Below are 16,300 nucleotides of genomic sequence, written 5' to 3' on the forward strand. Positions count from 1 at the left end.
TAAATAATCCTGAAAATAATATTGACTGAAAATGCTTTTAGAATTATGATAATATGAGAAATGACAATAATGTGACAAAAACATTACTACAACATAACAACTGATAGCTTAGGTTTATTTTATTGGCTAAAAATGTAAACGGTTACAAATCCAGAGGCGGAAATCTAAGATAGAGATGACTTTAGTTTTGACTCAATATCCACACTGAAAGAGCTTATTAAGTATTCTTAATAAAGGCAGGGGAAATGGATATGAATGAACATCGAAATCGAAGGTTGAAATTAATAATGATTTCAGCAACTTTTGGAGGGCTTCTCTTTGGATATGACACCGGAGTTATAAATGGAGCTTTACCTTTTATGGCAAGGCCAGATCAGCTTGATTTAACACCGGTTACAGAAGGGCTTGTTACGAGTATTCTTTTATTAGGAGCCGCGTTTGGAGCGTTGTTATGCGGAAGATTGGCTGATCGTTATGGCCGCCGTAAAATGATCCTTAATCTTTCCTTTTTATTTTTCCTGGCATCACTGGGAACAGCGTTAGCACCTAATGTTTTCATCATGGCGGCCTTTCGTTTTTTACTGGGGCTGGCTGTTGGAGGAGCCTCGGCGATGGTGCCGGCCTTTTTAGCAGAAATGGCACCGCATGAAAAGAGAGGGCGTATGGTAACCCAAAATGAACTAATGATTGTTGGCGGGCAATTTTTAGCATATGTTTTTAATGCGATCCTCGGTGTAACAATGGCAAATACGGGACATGTTTGGAGATACATGCTTGTCATTTGTGCTGTACCGGCTATCATGTTATTTGCCAGTATGCTTAAGGTACCAGAAAGCCCCCGATGGCTAATCTCCAAAGGCAAAAACAGTGAGGCGCTGCGAGTTCTTAAACAAATTCGAGAAGATAAACGTGCAGAAGCTGAATGTAGAGAAATTCAAGAAGCGGTAGAAAAAGATACAGCACTAGAAAAGGCATCACTCAAGGACTTTTCTACACCATGGCTGCGCCGTCTTTTATGGATTGGAATCGGTGTTGCCATCGTGAATCAAATTACAGGTGTGAACTCGATTATGTATTATGGCACACAAATCCTTAAAGAATCGGGTTTTGGTACAAAAGCGGCTTTAATCGCTAATATTGGAAATGGGCTGATATCAGTTATTGCAGTTATATTTGGGATTTGGCTGGTCGGAAAAGTGAGACGGCGTCCAATATTATTGATTGGTTTGGCGGGGACGACTACAGCGCTCCTATTGATTGCGATTTTCTCAATTGTGCTTGATGGATCTATGGCACTTCCTTATGTAGTGCTTTCTTTGACCGTTTTATTTCTTGCCTTTATGCAAGGGTGTGTAGGACCTGTGACTTGGCTTGTCATAGCGGAAATATTCCCTCAAAGGTTAAGAGGACTTGGTTCTGGGATAAGTGTTTTTTTCCTTTGGATATTAAACTTTGTGATCGGTTTTGCTTTCCCAATCTTGCTTAGCTCTGTAGGTTTGTCTTTTACATTCTTTATATTTGTGGCTTTAGGTGTATTGGCAATCGGTTTTGTATACAAATTCATGCCGGAAACAAAGGGGCGTACACTTGAAGAATTAGAAGAGCATTTTCGTTCTCGACACGATCATAATACTCCTGAACAATCAGTTATTGAGGTATAAATATGTTGAAAATCTCTCTTCTTATAGAAGGGATTTTTTTAGTTTCAGAAAAAACAAAATCCCTCTGGTAGAGGGATTTTGTTTCAGCATTTTAAGATGTTCTACACGTATAATACTGGAGTTGATACTTTAAAAATCTCGCCATCTCTTATATAAAAACGAGGGATGCGGCGGCTTAATGTAGACACGACTTCATAGTTAATCGTATTGAGCATTTCAGCCACTTCATCAACGGAAATCTCGGCTCCTTTTTGCTTACCGTAAATCACGACTTCATCTCCTTGTTTACCTTCACCGTTTTCTCCTAAACTGACCATGATCATATCCATTGTTACTCTTCCCGCCACTGGCACTCGTTTTCCGCGATGAAGAACAAACCCGCGATTGGAAAGGGCACGAGAATAGCCGTCAGCATAGCCAATCGGGAGTGTAGCAATGACTTCATTAGGTTCTGCGACGTATGTAGCACCATAGCTAACGGTTCGGGGTTCTGTACGCATGGTTTTCACATAAGCGATGCGCGCCTTTAAACTTAACGCAGGTTCAAGCTTAACGAGATTTAGTTGTTTAATATAGGCTGAAGGATATAAACCATATAAGCCGATACCTAAACGGATCATATCAGCGCTAAATTCCGGAAATGCGATAGCTGCAGCCGTGTTGCACATATGCACGGTGGGCAGCTCAATCCCCTGTTTTTTTAAAAAGCTGAGAAAACTGATGAATTTTTCGTGCTGCAGCTTTGTGAGTGTTGTGTCCGGTTCATCAGCTGTCGAAAAATGTGTGAAAATCCCTGTCCATCTGAGGAATTTACTTACCTTTAAGGCTTTCACTACTTCTAAAAGTTCTTCCTTTGTGCGTACACCTAATCGTCCCATGCCGGTATCCACGTTAATATGAATGGCCAGCCGGTTAGCACTCGCTTCTTTTTCCAATATCTCGTTTGCTTCTTTCATCCAATCAACCTGAAATGCTGATAATGTTATATTCCAAGCTGCTGACTTCTTTACACAACTAAGGGATGTAAAACCAAGCACAAGGATAGGTGCTGTAATCCCAGCTTTTCGTAAAACGATTCCTTCCTCCACACTGGCAACAGCGAGCTCACTCGCCCCGTGTTCCAGTGCATGGCGTGCCACTTCTATAGACCCGTGACCATAACCGTTCGCTTTTACAACAGCCATAATTTTGCTCTTATGTGGAATATGACGGCGGATCGCTCGCAAATTCTTTTTAACGGCATCAAGATTGACTTCGATCCAAACTTCTCGGCAAAGCTTTATCATCAACGCTTCCTTCCTTCTTATGGATTGTAAATACCACCTATTGCCGCAAGAATAAATGTTAATTGTTGGATGATTCGATCTTATTTTATTCAACTTTATTTGAAATCATTCAACAGCAAATCCATGTGATACGAGAAGGTGCCTATCAATGTTCGAATAATAGCAAGTACGGGATACATGAGGCTTGTAAGTGGGGTGTTAATGGGTACGGCGACCGAGGATTACAAAAATGATTATTTGTTTTGGGACATTTTTTCTAAGGGTAGATGATAACGAGAAATCTAATCAGGAAATACTTACCGTTGTTATGAACATTGGAAGAACCTTTTAAATGAGAAGGGCTGAGGAAATTCTGTAAAAGATAATCGGTTGAAAAGGCAGTCGATTCCTTGTTCCATAAACCTAACATTAGAGTATATAATTAAACTCGTATTCACAAAAATCGTTTAAGTAAGGGGTATACATGAATAGGGGAGTTAGTTTTCAAATACCGAATGAATATGGAAATTTTCTATGGAGAATACTGCAGCCGGTAGAAATAGCTAATTATAGGTGGCAAACGAGCGGGGAATCTTATTTTGTTGTAGAAGGAGAGCTCGATGATGAGGAGCTTTTTCATGACTACGCAATTGTTGAAGGGGCAGTTTTTGAGCAACAATTAAAAACGAATCAGTACTATACCATTTTCGTAGAACTGAAAGCATTTCCATATGGAAAAATGGTTAATCAAGTCAATACATATGAAGAGTTTGCTGACAGTGATTGCGAACTTGTCCTTTTGATAGCAGATAATAGCTACGTTTCGATTTACTGTAAAAACAAAAAATTCATTGAAAAACTTTACTTCAATGCTTTACAGAATGATTTTGAAGATGTTCAATTTATAACTGATGAAAATGACACAAGAACAAGCCTTACTGTATGATAGTCAATAAAAATTAAAGGAGCTAGTACATGACAATGCAAATTAAAATCAAGTATCTAGATGAAACACAAACAAGAATCAGCAAAATTGAGCAGGGAGACTGGATTGATCTTCGGGCAGCTGAAGATGTAACAATCAAAAAAGATGAATTTAAGCTTGTCCCATTAGGTGTTGCAATGGAGCTGCCTGAAGGTTACGAAGCACATGTCGTCCCTCGTTCAAGTACATATAAGAACTTTGGCGTAATTCAAACAAATTCAATGGGTGTTATCGATGAGTCATATAAGGGAGACAACGATTTCTGGTTCTTTCCTGCTTATGCATTGCGTGATACTGAAATTAAGAAGGGTGATCGTATCTGCCAGTTTAGAATCATGAAGAAAATGCCGGCGGTTGAATTGGTTGAAGTCGAGCATTTGGGAAACGAGGATAGAGGAGGACTCGGTTCAACAGGTACTAAGTAAACAAAATAAATCCTTGGCTGTCTTCATGCTGTGTGATTGATCAATGGAGGTTTCAGCCAAGCTACATATAAATATTATGTATAAAATGAATATTTTAATAAGAAGGATTTAATTAAAAACACATTTTAAAAAGGGAAGTTTTGAAAAAGTGAAATAGTAATAACTAAAGTCGATAAAGAACCTAAAGATGTCAAAGAAACAATTTTTCTGGTGCTTTGCTTTTTTGAAGGTTTACTTAGCTCGTGGATAACTGCCCCCCATAAAAGCATGGATGCTAAAATTATAATACTTATATACATATAGATGCTCCTTTTATTATATTTACATTTTTATCGATTTTACCACTTTTAGGATTGAGTTGTCGATGAAACAAGCATCTCTATAAAGAAATACTTTTATCTAAATTTTTATAAGTAGGGGAAGGCAACTACAAACTAGTAATGCCACTAATAATAAGCCAAGTTAAATGACATGTGTTCATTAATAATTGAATTTACAGCAGCCATGAGACAAGTTCAAAAATAAGATGAAATGATACATAAGACTTCACAAAAAATTCTGAGTATCGTCGATAAATATCATAAAAAAGCCCCCGGTATGTCGCCGGGGAATAAATAGACGTTTAAGAGATTTAGTAATGTTTTTTATATGATTCGACAAAATCATAATAATGATCATCGTCATCATGATACTTTTTTTCGTAATGATAATCGTGATCATCGTAATACTTTTTATCATGGTCATAATACTTTTTATCATAATCATAATGTTTTTTATCATGATCATAATACTTGTCGCAATCATAATGCTTCTTATCATTGTCGTAATACTTTTTGTAATATGTTTTTTTCCAAGTGTAATACTCTTCTTTATATTTTTTATAATAACCCAATTAAATTCCTCCTTTATGTTATTCGAATTTAATTTATGAAGTTTAAATGATATGGTATGGTCAAATGAAATAAGAATAGTAAAAGAGGCTGTTTAAACACTTTCTGAAAAACAAAACGGATAGCTGTTTATTAAAACAAGAGCGAGAGAAAGCACTCAATCACTGTAAAATAATAGTAAAGTGTATAGAGAGGATTAATATACGTAAAAAGGGACTTTCTCATTGAAGAATATTTGAACGTTATGGTTAAGATTGAAGAGCTCTATAATGTGATTTTTCACACTGCTTTTGAAGGATTTAGAGTTAGACATCAAAAACAACAGCAAAACCGGTTAGAAACAGATCATATAAGGAATGACCCGCTGCCAAATATCATAAAAAAGTTTGTTAATGATCAAATGAATGAAATTAGAGAGAATTTATTTTAAAGAAAGCCCAATTGCACATGGACAAATGACAATTGATATTGAGGTAAAATACAATGCATTAAATCAGAAAAAGCTATTGGAGGATTTAATGTGTTTAGACAATTTCCAATCTGGTATACACAAACACCTAACTATTTAAATTTTTATGTGCCGCAATATCAAACCATTTCTTATAATCCTCAACAATGTTATCAACGGTGTATGTACCAAACTGGCGGTAACTATGAGCTATGTGACAGACTATGTTATGGAGAAATACAGGTGTAAAAGAGAGGGGGGATTAACTCCTCTTTAAACACACAGTGAGTGGAATAAAGATCCTCACTTTATCTGCGCGTGCTTAGTATTTGCGATAATATTGCATTCGTAATAAATTATGCTTAGCAACTGAAAATGAAAGAAGGATATGAATAGTTATGACGCAATTCGATAAACAATACAATTCAATCATTAAGGATATTATAAATAATGGAATCTCAGACGAAGAGTTTGATGTAAGAACCAAGTGGGACTCAGATGGAACACCGGCACATACTCTAAGTGTAATGAGTAAGCAAATGAGATTCGACAACTCAGAGGTTCCGATTTTAACGACAAAAAAGGTTGCCTGGAAAACAGCCATTAAAGAGTTGCTCTGGATTTGGCAGCTGAAATCTAATGATGTTAATGATTTAAACAAGATGGGCGTACATATTTGGGATCAGTGGAAACAAGAAGACGGCACCATCGGACATGCATATGGATTTCAGCTGGGGAAGAAAAACAGAAGTCTAAATGGAGAAAAAGTGGATCAGGTTGACTATCTTCTTCATCAATTGCAGAACAACCCGTCTTCACGCAGACACATTACAATGCTGTGGAATCCTGATGATTTAGACGCAATGGCCTTAACGCCATGTGTATACGAAACTCAATGGTATGTTAAGCAAGGTAAGCTCCACCTCGAGGTAAGAGCACGGAGCAATGATATGGCATTGGGAAATCCATTCAATGTATTCCAGTACAATGTGTTGCAGCGCATGATTGCTCAAGTGACTGGTTATGAGCTTGGTGAATATATCTTTAACATTGGAGATTGCCATGTGTACACACGTCATATAGACAATTTGAAAATTCAAATGGAAAGAGAACAGTTTGAAGCACCTGAACTATGGATCAATCCTGAAGTGAAAGATTTTTATGATTTTACAATTGATGATTTCAAGTTAATCAACTATAAACATGGGGACAAGCTTTTATTTGAGGTAGCGGTTTAATGCTGCCTTTTTATTGTGCAGTGAATGGATAGCAGGTATCCTAATTTCATTAAGCAATCTGGAAGATGAATAAAAATTGAAGGACAAACACGTATAATACATAAAAAAGATTAACTCTACAGTTAATCTTTTTTATTCAGAAGAAAATATCCTAACTTTGAAACTAAATACAAAGTAAAAGCAATCATTACAGTTCTAGATATTACAATTCCATGAATAGCTAAATCATATCCAGCAGGTACCAACGCATTTGTATTACACATAAAATATATAGATATTAGAAGTGCTACAATAACTAAAATCATTCCAAAAAGACTTGATTTTTCATATTTCATACCAATTTCCACCCTTATTAAAGTTAGGTTTAAACAAAAGAGCTGAAGAAACGAACCATGACCAGTATGCTCCAAAGAAAACCGCCAGACAATGCTGGCGGCTTTTTGCTGCTTCGTTTATTTATTAACAGAGATCGTAACGTTATTTCCTGCAACAGAAACCTTTGCGAAATCCTGTGTATCTAGCACAGGAGTGACGGCTTTATTGTCGATTGTGATGTTGTTAAAAGATGTCGAAAAGGTTGCTTTGATCGCATCACGCTGGCTTTCATACGAAACAGCCGCGGTAGCAAGGGTTTTCCATTTTGAAATCGTGCCGATGTTGGTTCCTTGAATTTCTGTGATAATCCGTCCGGTATAGCCGTCATTGTTCGTTCCCCAAAGGGTCATGCGCGTATTGCCGCTTAAATTTTTATAGATTGTCATTTGGACTGTGCTACCAGGGCGGAAGCCTTTATTGTATGTGAATTTGTCTTTTCCTTCGATGTACGTTTCTTCATTTTTGGACCCAACCTTCATGAGGGGCTTCCAGACGTTGTATTGTTTGCTGTACTGAAGCCCGATATCGGCTTCAGTTCCGCTTGATGCCCTAAAGCCTGAATAAATATAGGGAGTAGAGACCGAGTCGTTATTTTTGACAGTTTCAGGAAGGGTGATTTTAGCTGTAAAAACGGCACCCGTACTGTTCAGGTAGGCACGGCCGCCGATTCCGTTAGGCAGCTGGGATGCAGCTTTTGCGACTTGAGCGTCTGCCGCTGGTAAGCCTGGTATACCTGATGAAAGGGTTCCGAAAAGAACTGCTGTTCCTACTGCACCTGCAATCAATACTTTTTTCATCAAAATTCCCCCTTTTGATAGTGGTTTCGCCATTTATTATACCTTATTTTGGAACTGGATTGATGTATATAAATCGACAAAATATTTCATTTTGAGTGAAGTAAGGGACGAAACGCTTCGCCAATCTGAAAGCTATATACCTTTATCAGAGGAAAGAATGAGATCACAATCGTTTTAACCAATTTGAAATTTTCTTCAAAATAAAAGTACAAATGCTTAAAGAAACGATCATTAAAAGAATGCCCGCTATCGTTTCCCAGCCTGTAAAAAAGAGGTGACGTTTCATCAATGTCTGTCCTTGTAAAATGATAAAAGCACAGATACCGACTAAGAAAAGAAAACAAATACTTAGGATTACTAACGCTTTACGCGAGTATGTTTTCATTTCATCTTTAAAATACAGCAATACGAAAACAAAGCAGATAACATTGGCTATTGTTCTTATCACCTCAAAGCTTTTCATGACAACTGATATAAATAGACAAAGTAAAATAAGATGTTTCTATACAAAAAACCTCTCCTTTTATGTATGATCTCTCAAAGAGTTTATAAAAGTTTCTTTGTAACTGCAATAAACTGAATGCGCTCAATTATGAACTAACTAAACTATGTACTAAATATTCATTATTCTTTTTTAGACTCAGTCACCAAGGTTTTCATAGAAAGGGAAGCTTCAAAAATATACATATAGTGCATAAACAAAAAAGACCCGGCAATAGCCGGGGGAAAGTAAAAACGAGGAGATGTTAATGGCGTTTAGTAGTGTTTTTTATGCTTTTTATACTCTACAATATAATCATAGTCTTTTTTTTCGTGATCATAATATTTTTTATCATAGTCATCATATTTTTTGTCGTAATCACAGTCATCATATTTTTTATCATGGTGGTCATCGTATTTTTTATCATATTCGTAATACTTTTTATAATACGTTTTTTTGACCGTATAATACTCTTCTTTGTATTTTTTGTAATAACCCATATATACTCCTCCTTTATTTTTACTACGCTTTATTATACGGCGAGTAGATTTTGCGGCTTGGACAGTTAAAATCATAGAAGGAAAAAAGGGCTGTCCAAATGATAAAAAAAAGACAGATGACACAAAAACAAATCAAAATAAAGAGCCGATTTTTCATCGGCCCAAACGATTTATCCTACATTTGTTTGTCTTCTTTGTTTTCTGAGTCATTTTTTCTGATATCCTGAGTCAGTCCGCTTGTTGCTTGTTTAAATTCTGATAAGGCTTTTCCTGCTGCACGGCCAAGCGCCGGCAGTTTATCAGGCCCAAATACTAAAAAACCCACAAACAAAATAACGAGTATTTTTGTGAAGCTTAATTCCATATTCTTTTCCCCCTGATTGAAGTACAACCTTTTAAACAAATTATAAGAGATAGCAGTACAAATGGGAATGCATTTATTTTGAACATTTTAAAACCAGCACAAAGACGGATTCATAAAACGGCTGCTGCTGAATATAATGTCCAATGCCACCTGCCTAAGAAGCAGGGAGGCAGGCTGGATCAATTATGTAGCTCTGCCGGAAATGATACAAACGTATCTGCGGCTATTATTGAAATAGAGGAGTGGTGTAGCTGATGAGATTCACTAAGGTAGTTGGATTTTTGTCTGTTTTAGGGTTGGCTGCGGTTTTTCCATTAACGGCACAAGCAGAAAAAGCCGGAACTGCGGGGGCTGGAGAGTGGGATAAGTTGGGGACTTACACATATACTTACTCAAGTCCGACGGTATACTCAACCGGAGGAGATTTTAGAGTGTGCCTTTCAGGAAGCACACCTTTTTCTGTTTCACTGCACTTATATGAGGATGATCCCGGTGACAATCCTGATGATTATGTAGGGGCAAACTATTTTTCACCCGGAGAATGCCACACCTTTGGCAGTATTGGGAAATTTGTTGATGGGAGCAATAACAAAGCCGAGTTTTTTGTTACCGATTACTCTGGTAAATCTAAAACTGTTACGTTTTATGATTGATGGACTCAAATTGTGAAGTATGACCCTTGGGAAAAAACAAAAAAGAGAGATACCTCTCTCTTTTTTATGCTTCGACAGCCTTACGAAGCCGTACATTTACAATGCCAGTCCAGCCGCCATCCATCTTCCCGCGAACGACGGAGCTTTTCTCGTTTGCTTTGCCGATCACTTCATTCGGCTCTTTCCAGCCGCTGTGAATAAGGGTAAACCCTGTCTTTTCCCCCAAGTCTTCTAATTGAAAGGTAACGACCCATCCTTCTGTATCCCATTCAAAAGAAAGTTCAGTTGGAGCTTGAACAGCCAAAACTTTACAAGGAGACGGCCCAAACGGTGATTGTAAGTGAAATTCTTGTCCTTCTTTGAGCTGAAAGTCATTGGGCATAAACCACTTGGCAATGCCTTCTGAAGTAGAGACTGTCTCCCAGACTTTCTGAATGGGAGCCTCCAGGGTAATGCTTTTTGTAATATCTGATAATGCATTTTTGTTGTATTGAGACATTTCGTTTACCTCTTGACATATGATGTTTTTTTCAATTCAATCATATAATAACTAATAAGATCATGTCCATAGTGTGCATTATTTATGCTAGAGCTGCTGTTGAACAGCGTGTCAGTCGCCAGTCTGATCTGTGAATGGGAGAATTCTGCATGCACGAGAAAGAGAGAGATGTGTATGTTGTCATTTCGTTCATGCTTGTTTGCTCAGCCGCAACTGTTATGTTTGAACTGGAATTCCTGTTCAGCCAATTTATTTTGCGATTTTTGTTTTAATAGTAAATGAGCCATTTTCTAAAACAGGAGGTTTTTTATGCTTGGAAAAATCAAAGCAGCCATTGATAACAGTCCAGGGAAGCCGGCCAGAATTATAGTTAGTGAAAAAGCGTTTCAGCAATTAGAGGAAGAAATGCGCTTTGTTTATGTTTCCAAACCGAAAACGATAATGGGGATTCCTGTGGAAGTTTCAGATCAGGCAGAAAGCTTCAAGTTGGAATTTTAGTTTTCCCAGACTGCTAAAAGGCTCATTTTGTTTTAATTATGCAAAATGGTCAGGTTGATTTCTTTAAAAGCATGATGAAATGTTCATCATGCTTTTTTTATTGAGAAAAAAGACGAATATAAAAAATAGGTATACGGGAAAAATAATCCTATTAGAGAGAGGGGAACTGACAGATGGATAACATGATATCAACACTTACTGACTGGAATGTATGGTTTCAAGCGTCAGTAGTATTTCTCGTTCCATATGTAATCTATAAAGTGTTTACTTGGATTCATGTATAAGAAGGTGCAATGATGAGGTCGCGGAACAATCAGTACAAAACACAGAAGCAGCATAAATCAGATTATTCGACAGCTGAAAAGCAGGATCAGGATGTGTTAACCGGTAACATCGGATACGATTTAGAACATGTAAAAAGAAAAATAGGACATAACGGGGACGTTCACTTCCGTGAGCTTGAAATCACTCATTTACATGTGAAAGCTGCATTGATCTTTGTTGAAGGACTGTCTGATCAGGAATTGATTAATAAAGGTCTATCAGTGTTAGTTATGAATCAACCTAATCAGGTAAGCGGTGAAATTTCTCAATCCGGCAATGGTATTTTAACTTCGAAACAGATAAAAAATCAATTGCATGCCGAAAAATGAAAATGACGTCTTTATATTGGGCGATACGGTCAGTCATATCGCTTTGTATATATTTGGCGCTTTGCCGATTTTGCTGTTAGTCATTTCGAAATGGAGGAAAAGAGGTGAAAAGTAAACTAAAACGTCAATTGCCTGCTATGGTCATAGTATGTCTGCTGATGATTTGCGTAACAGGATGCTGGAGCAGTCGGGAAATAGAAGATCTGGGTCTCACATTCGCTATCGCAATTGATAAAGGAAAAGAAACGAACACTGAAAAAGAGTTAAAAGAAGAGGGCGGGAGCTATCCGAAAAAAGACAACATTACGCTGACCTATCAATTTGTTAATGAAAAAGCGGCAGGCGCGGGTACAAGCGGGGGAGGCGGTAGCGGACAAGGAGCGCAAAAAGCGTATATTAATATAAGTGAAACAGGGGATTCATTACAGCAGATCGGAAGTGAGGTTGCATTAAGACGGGACCGAGAAGTGTTTAGCCCGCATTTAAAAGTTGTTGTCATGAGTGAAGATGTGCTGCACACATTTCCTATCGACGAAATGCTGGATCAATTTTTTCGTGATAATGAAATCAGGCTGAGCTGTCTTGTTTTATCTGCTAAAAGGGAAGCAAGAGAAGCTCTCCAGCTGAAAGAGAACGGAGAAATTCCGGCATTTCGACTGATTGGACTAGGTGAAAATGAACATAAAGTTTCCAGAATTCTCTCCCCTATGACACTCGCGAAACTAATTGGAAAACTGCTTTCTGGCAGCAGCTTTTTACTGCAAAATGTGGTTGCGGCGAATGGAGCGGTCAAGTATTCCGGAGCAGCTGTAATCAACGGAAAATCGAAAAAAATGATAGGCACTTTAAATGAATATGAAACTGAGGGGATTACATGGATTAGAGGAGAAGGAAAAGGCGGAGTTGTCAAAAGCCATGATAAAAAGAGCCAACAGACGTTAGCGTACGATATCAATAAAATCAAAAGCAAAATTCAGCCAATCGTAAAAGGGAAAGATATTTCATTCCATGTCGATATTGAATCAGAAGGCGATTTGGTTGAAAACTGGAACACAAAAGAGGCGTTGGACACCCAGTTTATAGATCGTCTCGAAACGACTATTGAAAACGAGGTAAAGAAAATAGTTGGTCAGGTATTAAAAAAAATTCAGCATGATTATAAAGCAGATGTTGCGGGTTTTGATGAATCTTTAAGACTTACATATCCTCACTTATGGAAAAGGGTGAAAAATAACTGGGATGACACCTTCAGTAAAGCCGACATCACATACAGTGTGAACGTCACAATTACTCATTACGGCACGGTTAAAACTCAGTAATGAATCCCAAGGAAGAGAAGGAACCTCTCTTTTTTTTTATGCATTTTTTAGGATAACGATACTTTTTTTGGAGAGATATACACTTTTCAAATCGACCAATATGCTAATATAGGAATTGCTTGAAATAGAAGGGAGGAGGGGCTTTGGGGCAGAAACCGATTTATGTAGAAATCGAAATGAAATCTGATCTGGATATACTCTGGGAATATACACAAAACCCATCACTGCATAAGGAATGGGATCTCCGGTTTTCAAATATTACGTATTTGAATAGACAACCATGCGAAAAACAGAAGTTTCTTTACGAAACAAAAATAGGCTTTGGATTAAAGGTGTCAGGTACTGGAGAAACTGTCGGTGTTTTCAACAAATGTTCATCTGAAAGGTCTTCTTCACTGGCTTTTGGCTCTGATCATCCATTATCTCTGATTCGGCATGGAAGCGGCTACTGGAAGTATATACAGAGAGAAAATGGGAAAATGACGTTTTTAACACAGTACCAATACAAAACAGCCTACGGACTGCCGGGAAGATGGATCGATCGTTTATTATTTCGACCGCTGCTTGGCTGGGCGACTGCCTGGAGCTTTGATGCATTAAGGCTTTGGGTTGAGCAAAATAAACATCCGAAGCGCTTCATTCGATCCGCTATCATCTATGTGTTCATGTGTCTGTTTTTCAGCCTGTTTTGGTTCTATCAAGGCTTTGCAGGTGTTGAAACAAGCATATTGGCAGGAACAGCGGAGATAGGCTTAGCTATTTTGTGGCTGCTTCCTTTAAAAAGAAAATGGATCATTCATGGTGTCCAGGCTTGTATCTTTGCGGGGTTTGCTTGTCTAGGTTCCGAAATATTCATGTGGGTTCTGTTGAGTGTGCTTTCCGCAGCAAGCGGCGCTCTTAGCCTGCAGCTCCCCAGTGCCAGGCGCACAAAACGAAAGAGAAAGAAGTGACATTGTGAGTTCGATTTATGAAAAATCAATTATTAACTATCATTTGCTGCATCCCAAGCTGCAGAAACGGTACCAATTAGACGGGTCTCAAACATTCAGCGGGACGGGAACGATGTCAGAAATAAGCGGAGGCTCTTTTCTGGTTAGAATGCTGTTAAAGCTGGGTGTTTTTTTCAGATGCTTCTTTTCAGAAAGAGGCAAAGACATCCCATTTACAATACAAAATAGAACTTGTCTTTTGAAATCGCAACATACAGGGATAAAATGGAATCGTACATTTTTCTTTAAAGGCAAAAAACGTTTCTTTGACGCGATAATGATATATGACGAGAAAGAAAATAGAATACTTGATTTCTTCGGCAAACCTCATCTGCTGCTGTCTGTTTTGACGTTCGAGGCATCTCATGACGGCTCTCTTACGATCACATCGGGAAAGCAATGGCTATTAATATGCGGAAAAAAAATCCCGCTGCCGAAATGGCTGACCGGTACATCCGTAGTTTGCGAAACGTTTGATGAAAGAAAGAATTGTTTCACCATTGAAGTGCATGTGCAAAATACAATTCTCGGCACTCTTTTCTTTTATAAAGGAACGTTTCAGGAGGAAGAGAGAGAATCATGAAACGAAATGGCATAGTCAGTGCGCTTTGTTTTATAGGATTTCTTGCAGCGGAAGCACCGGATATTTCAGTGGCAGAGGCACTCGTTTTGTTATCCATTCTATTTTTCGTGCCTGGAATTTTTCCTTTTGTTTTTCGTCAATCTCCGGTTCGTGCTGCTCAGTTTATGGAATATGGGCTAATCCAGTGCTATCCGGCAGCCGCATTCTTTGCGGTGTTGGCTCTAGTGACGGAGGTTGGGGTTTTCGCACTTATCTGGTGGATGTACACAGTTTTTATTGCATTGTATGCGATCCTCCGTCTTCGGGAACCAAAGATACATAGAATCGAAGAGACATCAGTTTTGTTCGGTCTTATTTATTTGGCGGGAGGAGGATTTTGGTTTTTTGCTTATGCTGCCCATTTGCAGATCATGCAATTTGGCCCTCTCATCATTTTGCTGACTGCTGTCCACTTTCACTATTCTGCTTTTCTGATCCCGATCTTTAACGGTTTACTCGGCAGAACCATTAGAAAGCATCGGATGTTGTACAGTTGGATAACATGGGTGATTTTGCTTTCGCCCCTTCTTATCGCACTGGGCATCACATATTCAAAAACACTTGATGTCATTGCGGTTAGCATTTATATGGCGGCGATTTATCTTCATGCATTTTTGGTGTTCACGGCAGCTTTTCGCACCAAGACGGGGACATTTCTTATTCGGCTTTCTTCCGCTGTTTTAATGATAACGATTGCTTTCTCGATGATTTATTCATTTGGTGTATTTCGGCAAGAAGTTACATTGACCATCAATCAGATGATTTGGATTCACGGTTTTGTCAACGCGTTTGGTGTTATCTTGCCCGCTCTCATAGGGTGGAGAATAGAGGATCCGAATCCTTTTGATGCAGACAGTGTAAAGACATTCAGCCGTATCTACGGAAAAAGAAAGATTGGAGAAGAATTTTTAGCTAACATTCAATCTGAAAATAACGCTCGGTACAGCGGACTTGTGGATGATATGGGCAGCCTGCGTTCAAAAGATTTTTCACCAGAAAAACTGGCGCCGCTCATTCTTTCGTTTTATGAACAAACCATCGAATACAATATTAAAGCAAAAGTAACATGGAGCACGTGGTTTCGGCCGCTTGCAATTATTTACGAATGGTTCAGCAGAAGAATCGGCCAAATACATCTTTCGACGAACCCTGACTGGTATAGGATGTACAGCAAGATAAGAGGTGTTCATTCTAAAAAAGACGGAAGGGAAAGAGTACGTGCCTGGATTAGAACAAATGAAAAAAATGAAACCATTTTTACCGCTCTTTATTCAGTGTATCGTTCAAATGGAGAGGGGTATATGAATATTTCTTTACCGCTTCCATTCAGCAGCATGACAGGTATTTTAAAACCATATCATCATCAGGAGAAGCTGGTTTTAACAAGCAGGCGGAGAAAAAGCAGAGCGGGGGATGAGGGAATTTATCTGCAAACAAGAGCGGGAACTTGTCCGCTTCCTTTATCTGAAACCTTTCTGATAGAAGCTGCACATGACAACAAATTAACCGCTGTTCATCATATGTGGCTGTTCGGAATAAAATTTCTAACTGTTCATTACAGCATTACACATATTAACAGGTCTATTGAAAGAACCTAACACAAAGAAGAAGCTTCGTCTGCCAGTTGTAATGAGATGA

At 38.3% G+C, this 16,300-nt stretch carries 20 protein-coding genes and 3 pseudogenes; 15 read left to right on the forward strand and 8 right to left on the reverse strand.

Annotated features, from left to right (window positions below):
• Nucleotides 1-245: 245 nt before the first annotated feature.
• A complete protein-coding gene (locus NYE56_RS08990; protein ID WP_129134282.1) occupies nt 246-1,661 on the forward strand; it encodes a sugar porter family MFS transporter in 1,416 nt (471 codons plus the stop codon).
• Nucleotides 1,662-1,762: 101 nt separating this feature from the next.
• Here the strand turns inward: NYE56_RS08990 and alr are convergent, their stop codons facing one another.
• Nucleotides 1,763-2,947 carry an alanine racemase gene (gene alr / locus NYE56_RS08995; protein WP_341283740.1) on the reverse strand — a complete coding sequence of 395 codons (1,185 nt, stop codon included), beginning with the start codon at nt 2,945-2,947 and terminating at the stop codon, nt 1,763-1,765.
• A gap of 463 nt (nt 2,948-3,410) precedes the next feature.
• Between alr and NYE56_RS09000 the strand changes: the two genes are divergently transcribed.
• Together NYE56_RS09000 and dutA are read left to right on the forward strand one after the other, a co-directional pair.
• Nucleotides 3,411-3,872, forward strand: a complete 462-nt coding sequence (locus NYE56_RS09000) for a DUF2691 family protein (protein ID WP_021479222.1) — start codon at nt 3,411-3,413, stop codon at nt 3,870-3,872.
• 29 nt (nt 3,873-3,901) lie between these two features.
• The gene (dutA, locus tag NYE56_RS09005) at nt 3,902-4,336 is read left to right on the forward strand and encodes a dUTP diphosphatase DutA (protein WP_003245820.1); all 435 of its coding nucleotides are present in this window, start codon (nt 3,902-3,904) and stop codon (nt 4,334-4,336) included.
• A gap of 631 nt (nt 4,337-4,967) precedes the next feature.
• Here dutA and cotU read toward each other — a convergent pair.
• On the reverse strand, nt 4,968-5,228 hold the full coding sequence (gene cotU, locus NYE56_RS09010; RefSeq protein ID WP_341283741.1) for a spore coat protein CotU: 261 nt from the start codon (nt 5,226-5,228) through the stop codon (nt 4,968-4,970).
• A gap of 402 nt (nt 5,229-5,630) precedes the next feature.
• Here cotU and NYE56_RS09015 point away from each other — a divergent pair, with 402 nt between their 5' ends.
• Nucleotides 5,631-5,795, forward strand: coding sequence for a hypothetical protein (locus NYE56_RS09015; protein ID WP_341283742.1), 165 nt, complete (start codon nt 5,631-5,633; stop codon nt 5,793-5,795).
• A 277-nt stretch (nt 5,796-6,072) separates the two neighbouring features.
• Nucleotides 6,073-6,912, forward strand: coding sequence for a thymidylate synthase (locus NYE56_RS09020; RefSeq protein ID WP_341283743.1), 840 nt, complete (start codon nt 6,073-6,075; stop codon nt 6,910-6,912).
• Nucleotides 6,913-7,034: 122 nt separating this feature from the next.
• Here NYE56_RS09020 and NYE56_RS09025 read toward each other — a convergent pair whose 3' ends face one another.
• From NYE56_RS09025 to tatAC, 5 genes are all read right to left on the reverse strand, one after another.
• A complete protein-coding gene (locus tag NYE56_RS09025) occupies nt 7,035-7,322 on the reverse strand; it encodes a hypothetical protein (RefSeq protein ID WP_341283744.1) in 288 nt (95 codons plus the stop codon).
• 42 nt (nt 7,323-7,364) lie between these two features.
• The gene (locus NYE56_RS09030) at nt 7,365-8,087 is read right to left on the reverse strand and encodes a YrpD family protein (protein ID WP_268555163.1); all 723 of its coding nucleotides are present in this window, start codon (nt 8,085-8,087) and stop codon (nt 7,365-7,367) included.
• Nucleotides 8,088-8,247: 160 nt separating this feature from the next.
• The gene (locus NYE56_RS09035; protein ID WP_341283745.1) at nt 8,248-8,547 is read right to left on the reverse strand and encodes a YoqO family protein; all 300 of its coding nucleotides are present in this window, start codon (nt 8,545-8,547) and stop codon (nt 8,248-8,250) included.
• Between the two features lie 293 nt (nt 8,548-8,840).
• Complete coding sequence (locus NYE56_RS09040; RefSeq protein WP_341283746.1) at nt 8,841-9,065, reverse strand: spore coat protein C; 225 nt, start codon at nt 9,063-9,065, stop codon at nt 8,841-8,843.
• Between the two features lie 175 nt (nt 9,066-9,240).
• Complete coding sequence (tatAC, locus tag NYE56_RS09045) at nt 9,241-9,429, reverse strand: twin-arginine translocase TatAC (protein ID WP_003231634.1); 189 nt, start codon at nt 9,427-9,429, stop codon at nt 9,241-9,243.
• Nucleotides 9,430-9,507: 78 nt separating this feature from the next.
• On the opposite strand from tatAC, the pseudogene NYE56_RS09050 reads away from it, so the two are divergent.
• Nucleotides 9,508-9,667: pseudogene (locus NYE56_RS09050) on the forward strand (hypothetical protein).
• 16 nt (nt 9,668-9,683) lie between these two features.
• Nucleotides 9,684-10,082 (forward strand): hypothetical protein, encoded by a 399-nt coding sequence (locus NYE56_RS09055; protein ID WP_009967329.1) that lies wholly within the window; start codon nt 9,684-9,686, stop codon nt 10,080-10,082.
• A gap of 64 nt (nt 10,083-10,146) precedes the next feature.
• Here NYE56_RS09055 and NYE56_RS09060 read toward each other — a convergent pair whose 3' ends face one another.
• Nucleotides 10,147-10,581, reverse strand: a complete 435-nt coding sequence (locus tag NYE56_RS09060) for an SRPBCC family protein (protein ID WP_341283747.1) — start codon at nt 10,579-10,581, stop codon at nt 10,147-10,149.
• A 149-nt stretch (nt 10,582-10,730) separates the two neighbouring features.
• On the opposite strand from NYE56_RS09060, the gene NYE56_RS09065 reads away from it, so the two are divergent.
• From NYE56_RS09065 to NYE56_RS09100, 8 genes and pseudogenes are all read left to right on the forward strand, one after another.
• Nucleotides 10,731-10,853, forward strand: a complete 123-nt coding sequence (locus NYE56_RS09065; protein WP_284675463.1) for a hypothetical protein — start codon at nt 10,731-10,733, stop codon at nt 10,851-10,853.
• 37 nt (nt 10,854-10,890) lie between these two features.
• Nucleotides 10,891-11,079 (forward strand): hypothetical protein, encoded by a 189-nt coding sequence (locus tag NYE56_RS09070; protein ID WP_268749319.1) that lies wholly within the window; start codon nt 10,891-10,893, stop codon nt 11,077-11,079.
• A 293-nt stretch (nt 11,080-11,372) separates the two neighbouring features.
• A pseudogene (locus tag NYE56_RS09075) lies at nt 11,373-11,717 on the forward strand (spore germination protein); the annotation flags it as partial.
• Nucleotides 11,710-11,847, forward strand: a pseudogene (locus NYE56_RS09080) (spore germination protein); the annotation flags it as partial. The pseudogenes NYE56_RS09075 and NYE56_RS09080, both read left to right, overlap by 8 nt.
• On the forward strand, nt 11,837-13,051 hold the full coding sequence (locus tag NYE56_RS09085; RefSeq protein ID WP_341283749.1) for a Ger(x)C family spore germination protein: 1,215 nt from the start codon (nt 11,837-11,839) through the stop codon (nt 13,049-13,051). The pseudogene NYE56_RS09080 and the gene NYE56_RS09085, both read left to right, overlap by 11 nt.
• Nucleotides 13,052-13,194: 143 nt before the next feature.
• A complete protein-coding gene (locus NYE56_RS09090; RefSeq protein ID WP_341283750.1) occupies nt 13,195-14,001 on the forward strand; it encodes a hypothetical protein in 807 nt (268 codons plus the stop codon).
• A 4-nt stretch (nt 14,002-14,005) separates the two neighbouring features.
• Complete coding sequence (locus tag NYE56_RS09095; protein ID WP_341283751.1) at nt 14,006-14,623, forward strand: DUF4166 domain-containing protein; 618 nt, start codon at nt 14,006-14,008, stop codon at nt 14,621-14,623.
• Nucleotides 14,620-16,260, forward strand: coding sequence for a YndJ family protein (locus NYE56_RS09100; RefSeq protein WP_341283752.1), 1,641 nt, complete (start codon nt 14,620-14,622; stop codon nt 16,258-16,260). Before NYE56_RS09095 ends, NYE56_RS09100 begins: the two co-directional genes overlap by 4 nt.
• The last annotated feature ends 40 nt before the right edge of the window (nt 16,261-16,300 follow it).

The sequence above is a fragment of the Bacillus sp. FSL R5-0603 genome, assembly GCF_038050295.1.
GTDB lineage: Bacteria > Bacillota > Bacilli > Bacillales > Bacillaceae > Bacillus > Bacillus subtilis.

Bases quoted from the DNA above. Each gene is read 5' to 3' on its own strand.
- NYE56_RS08990 (WP_129134282.1), top strand. From the start codon at position 246: ATGGATATGAATGAACATCGAAATCGAAGGTTGAAATTAATAATGATT.
- alr (WP_341283740.1), bottom strand. From the start codon at position 2,947: ATGATAAAGCTTTGCCGAGAAGTTTGGATCGAAGTCAATCTTGATGCC.
- NYE56_RS09000 (WP_021479222.1), top strand. From the start codon at position 3,411: ATGAATAGGGGAGTTAGTTTTCAAATACCGAATGAATATGGAAATTTT.
- dutA (WP_003245820.1), top strand. From the start codon at position 3,902: ATGACAATGCAAATTAAAATCAAGTATCTAGATGAAACACAAACAAGA.
- NYE56_RS09015 (WP_341283742.1), top strand. From the start codon at position 5,631: ATGAAATTAGAGAGAATTTATTTTAAAGAAAGCCCAATTGCACATGGA.
- NYE56_RS09020 (WP_341283743.1), top strand. From the start codon at position 6,073: ATGACGCAATTCGATAAACAATACAATTCAATCATTAAGGATATTATA.
- NYE56_RS09035 (WP_341283745.1), bottom strand. From the start codon at position 8,547: ATGAAAAGCTTTGAGGTGATAAGAACAATAGCCAATGTTATCTGCTTT.
- NYE56_RS09040 (WP_341283746.1), bottom strand. From the start codon at position 9,065: ATGGGTTATTACAAAAAATACAAAGAAGAGTATTATACGGTCAAAAAA.
- tatAC (WP_003231634.1), bottom strand. From the start codon at position 9,429: ATGGAATTAAGCTTCACAAAAATACTCGTTATTTTGTTTGTGGGTTTT.
- NYE56_RS09055 (WP_009967329.1), top strand. From the start codon at position 9,684: ATGAGATTCACTAAGGTAGTTGGATTTTTGTCTGTTTTAGGGTTGGCT.
- NYE56_RS09060 (WP_341283747.1), bottom strand. From the start codon at position 10,581: ATGTCTCAATACAACAAAAATGCATTATCAGATATTACAAAAAGCATT.
- NYE56_RS09065 (WP_284675463.1), top strand. From the start codon at position 10,731: ATGCACGAGAAAGAGAGAGATGTGTATGTTGTCATTTCGTTCATGCTT.
- NYE56_RS09070 (WP_268749319.1), top strand. From the start codon at position 10,891: ATGCTTGGAAAAATCAAAGCAGCCATTGATAACAGTCCAGGGAAGCCG.
- NYE56_RS09100 (WP_341283752.1), top strand. From the start codon at position 14,620: ATGAAACGAAATGGCATAGTCAGTGCGCTTTGTTTTATAGGATTTCTT.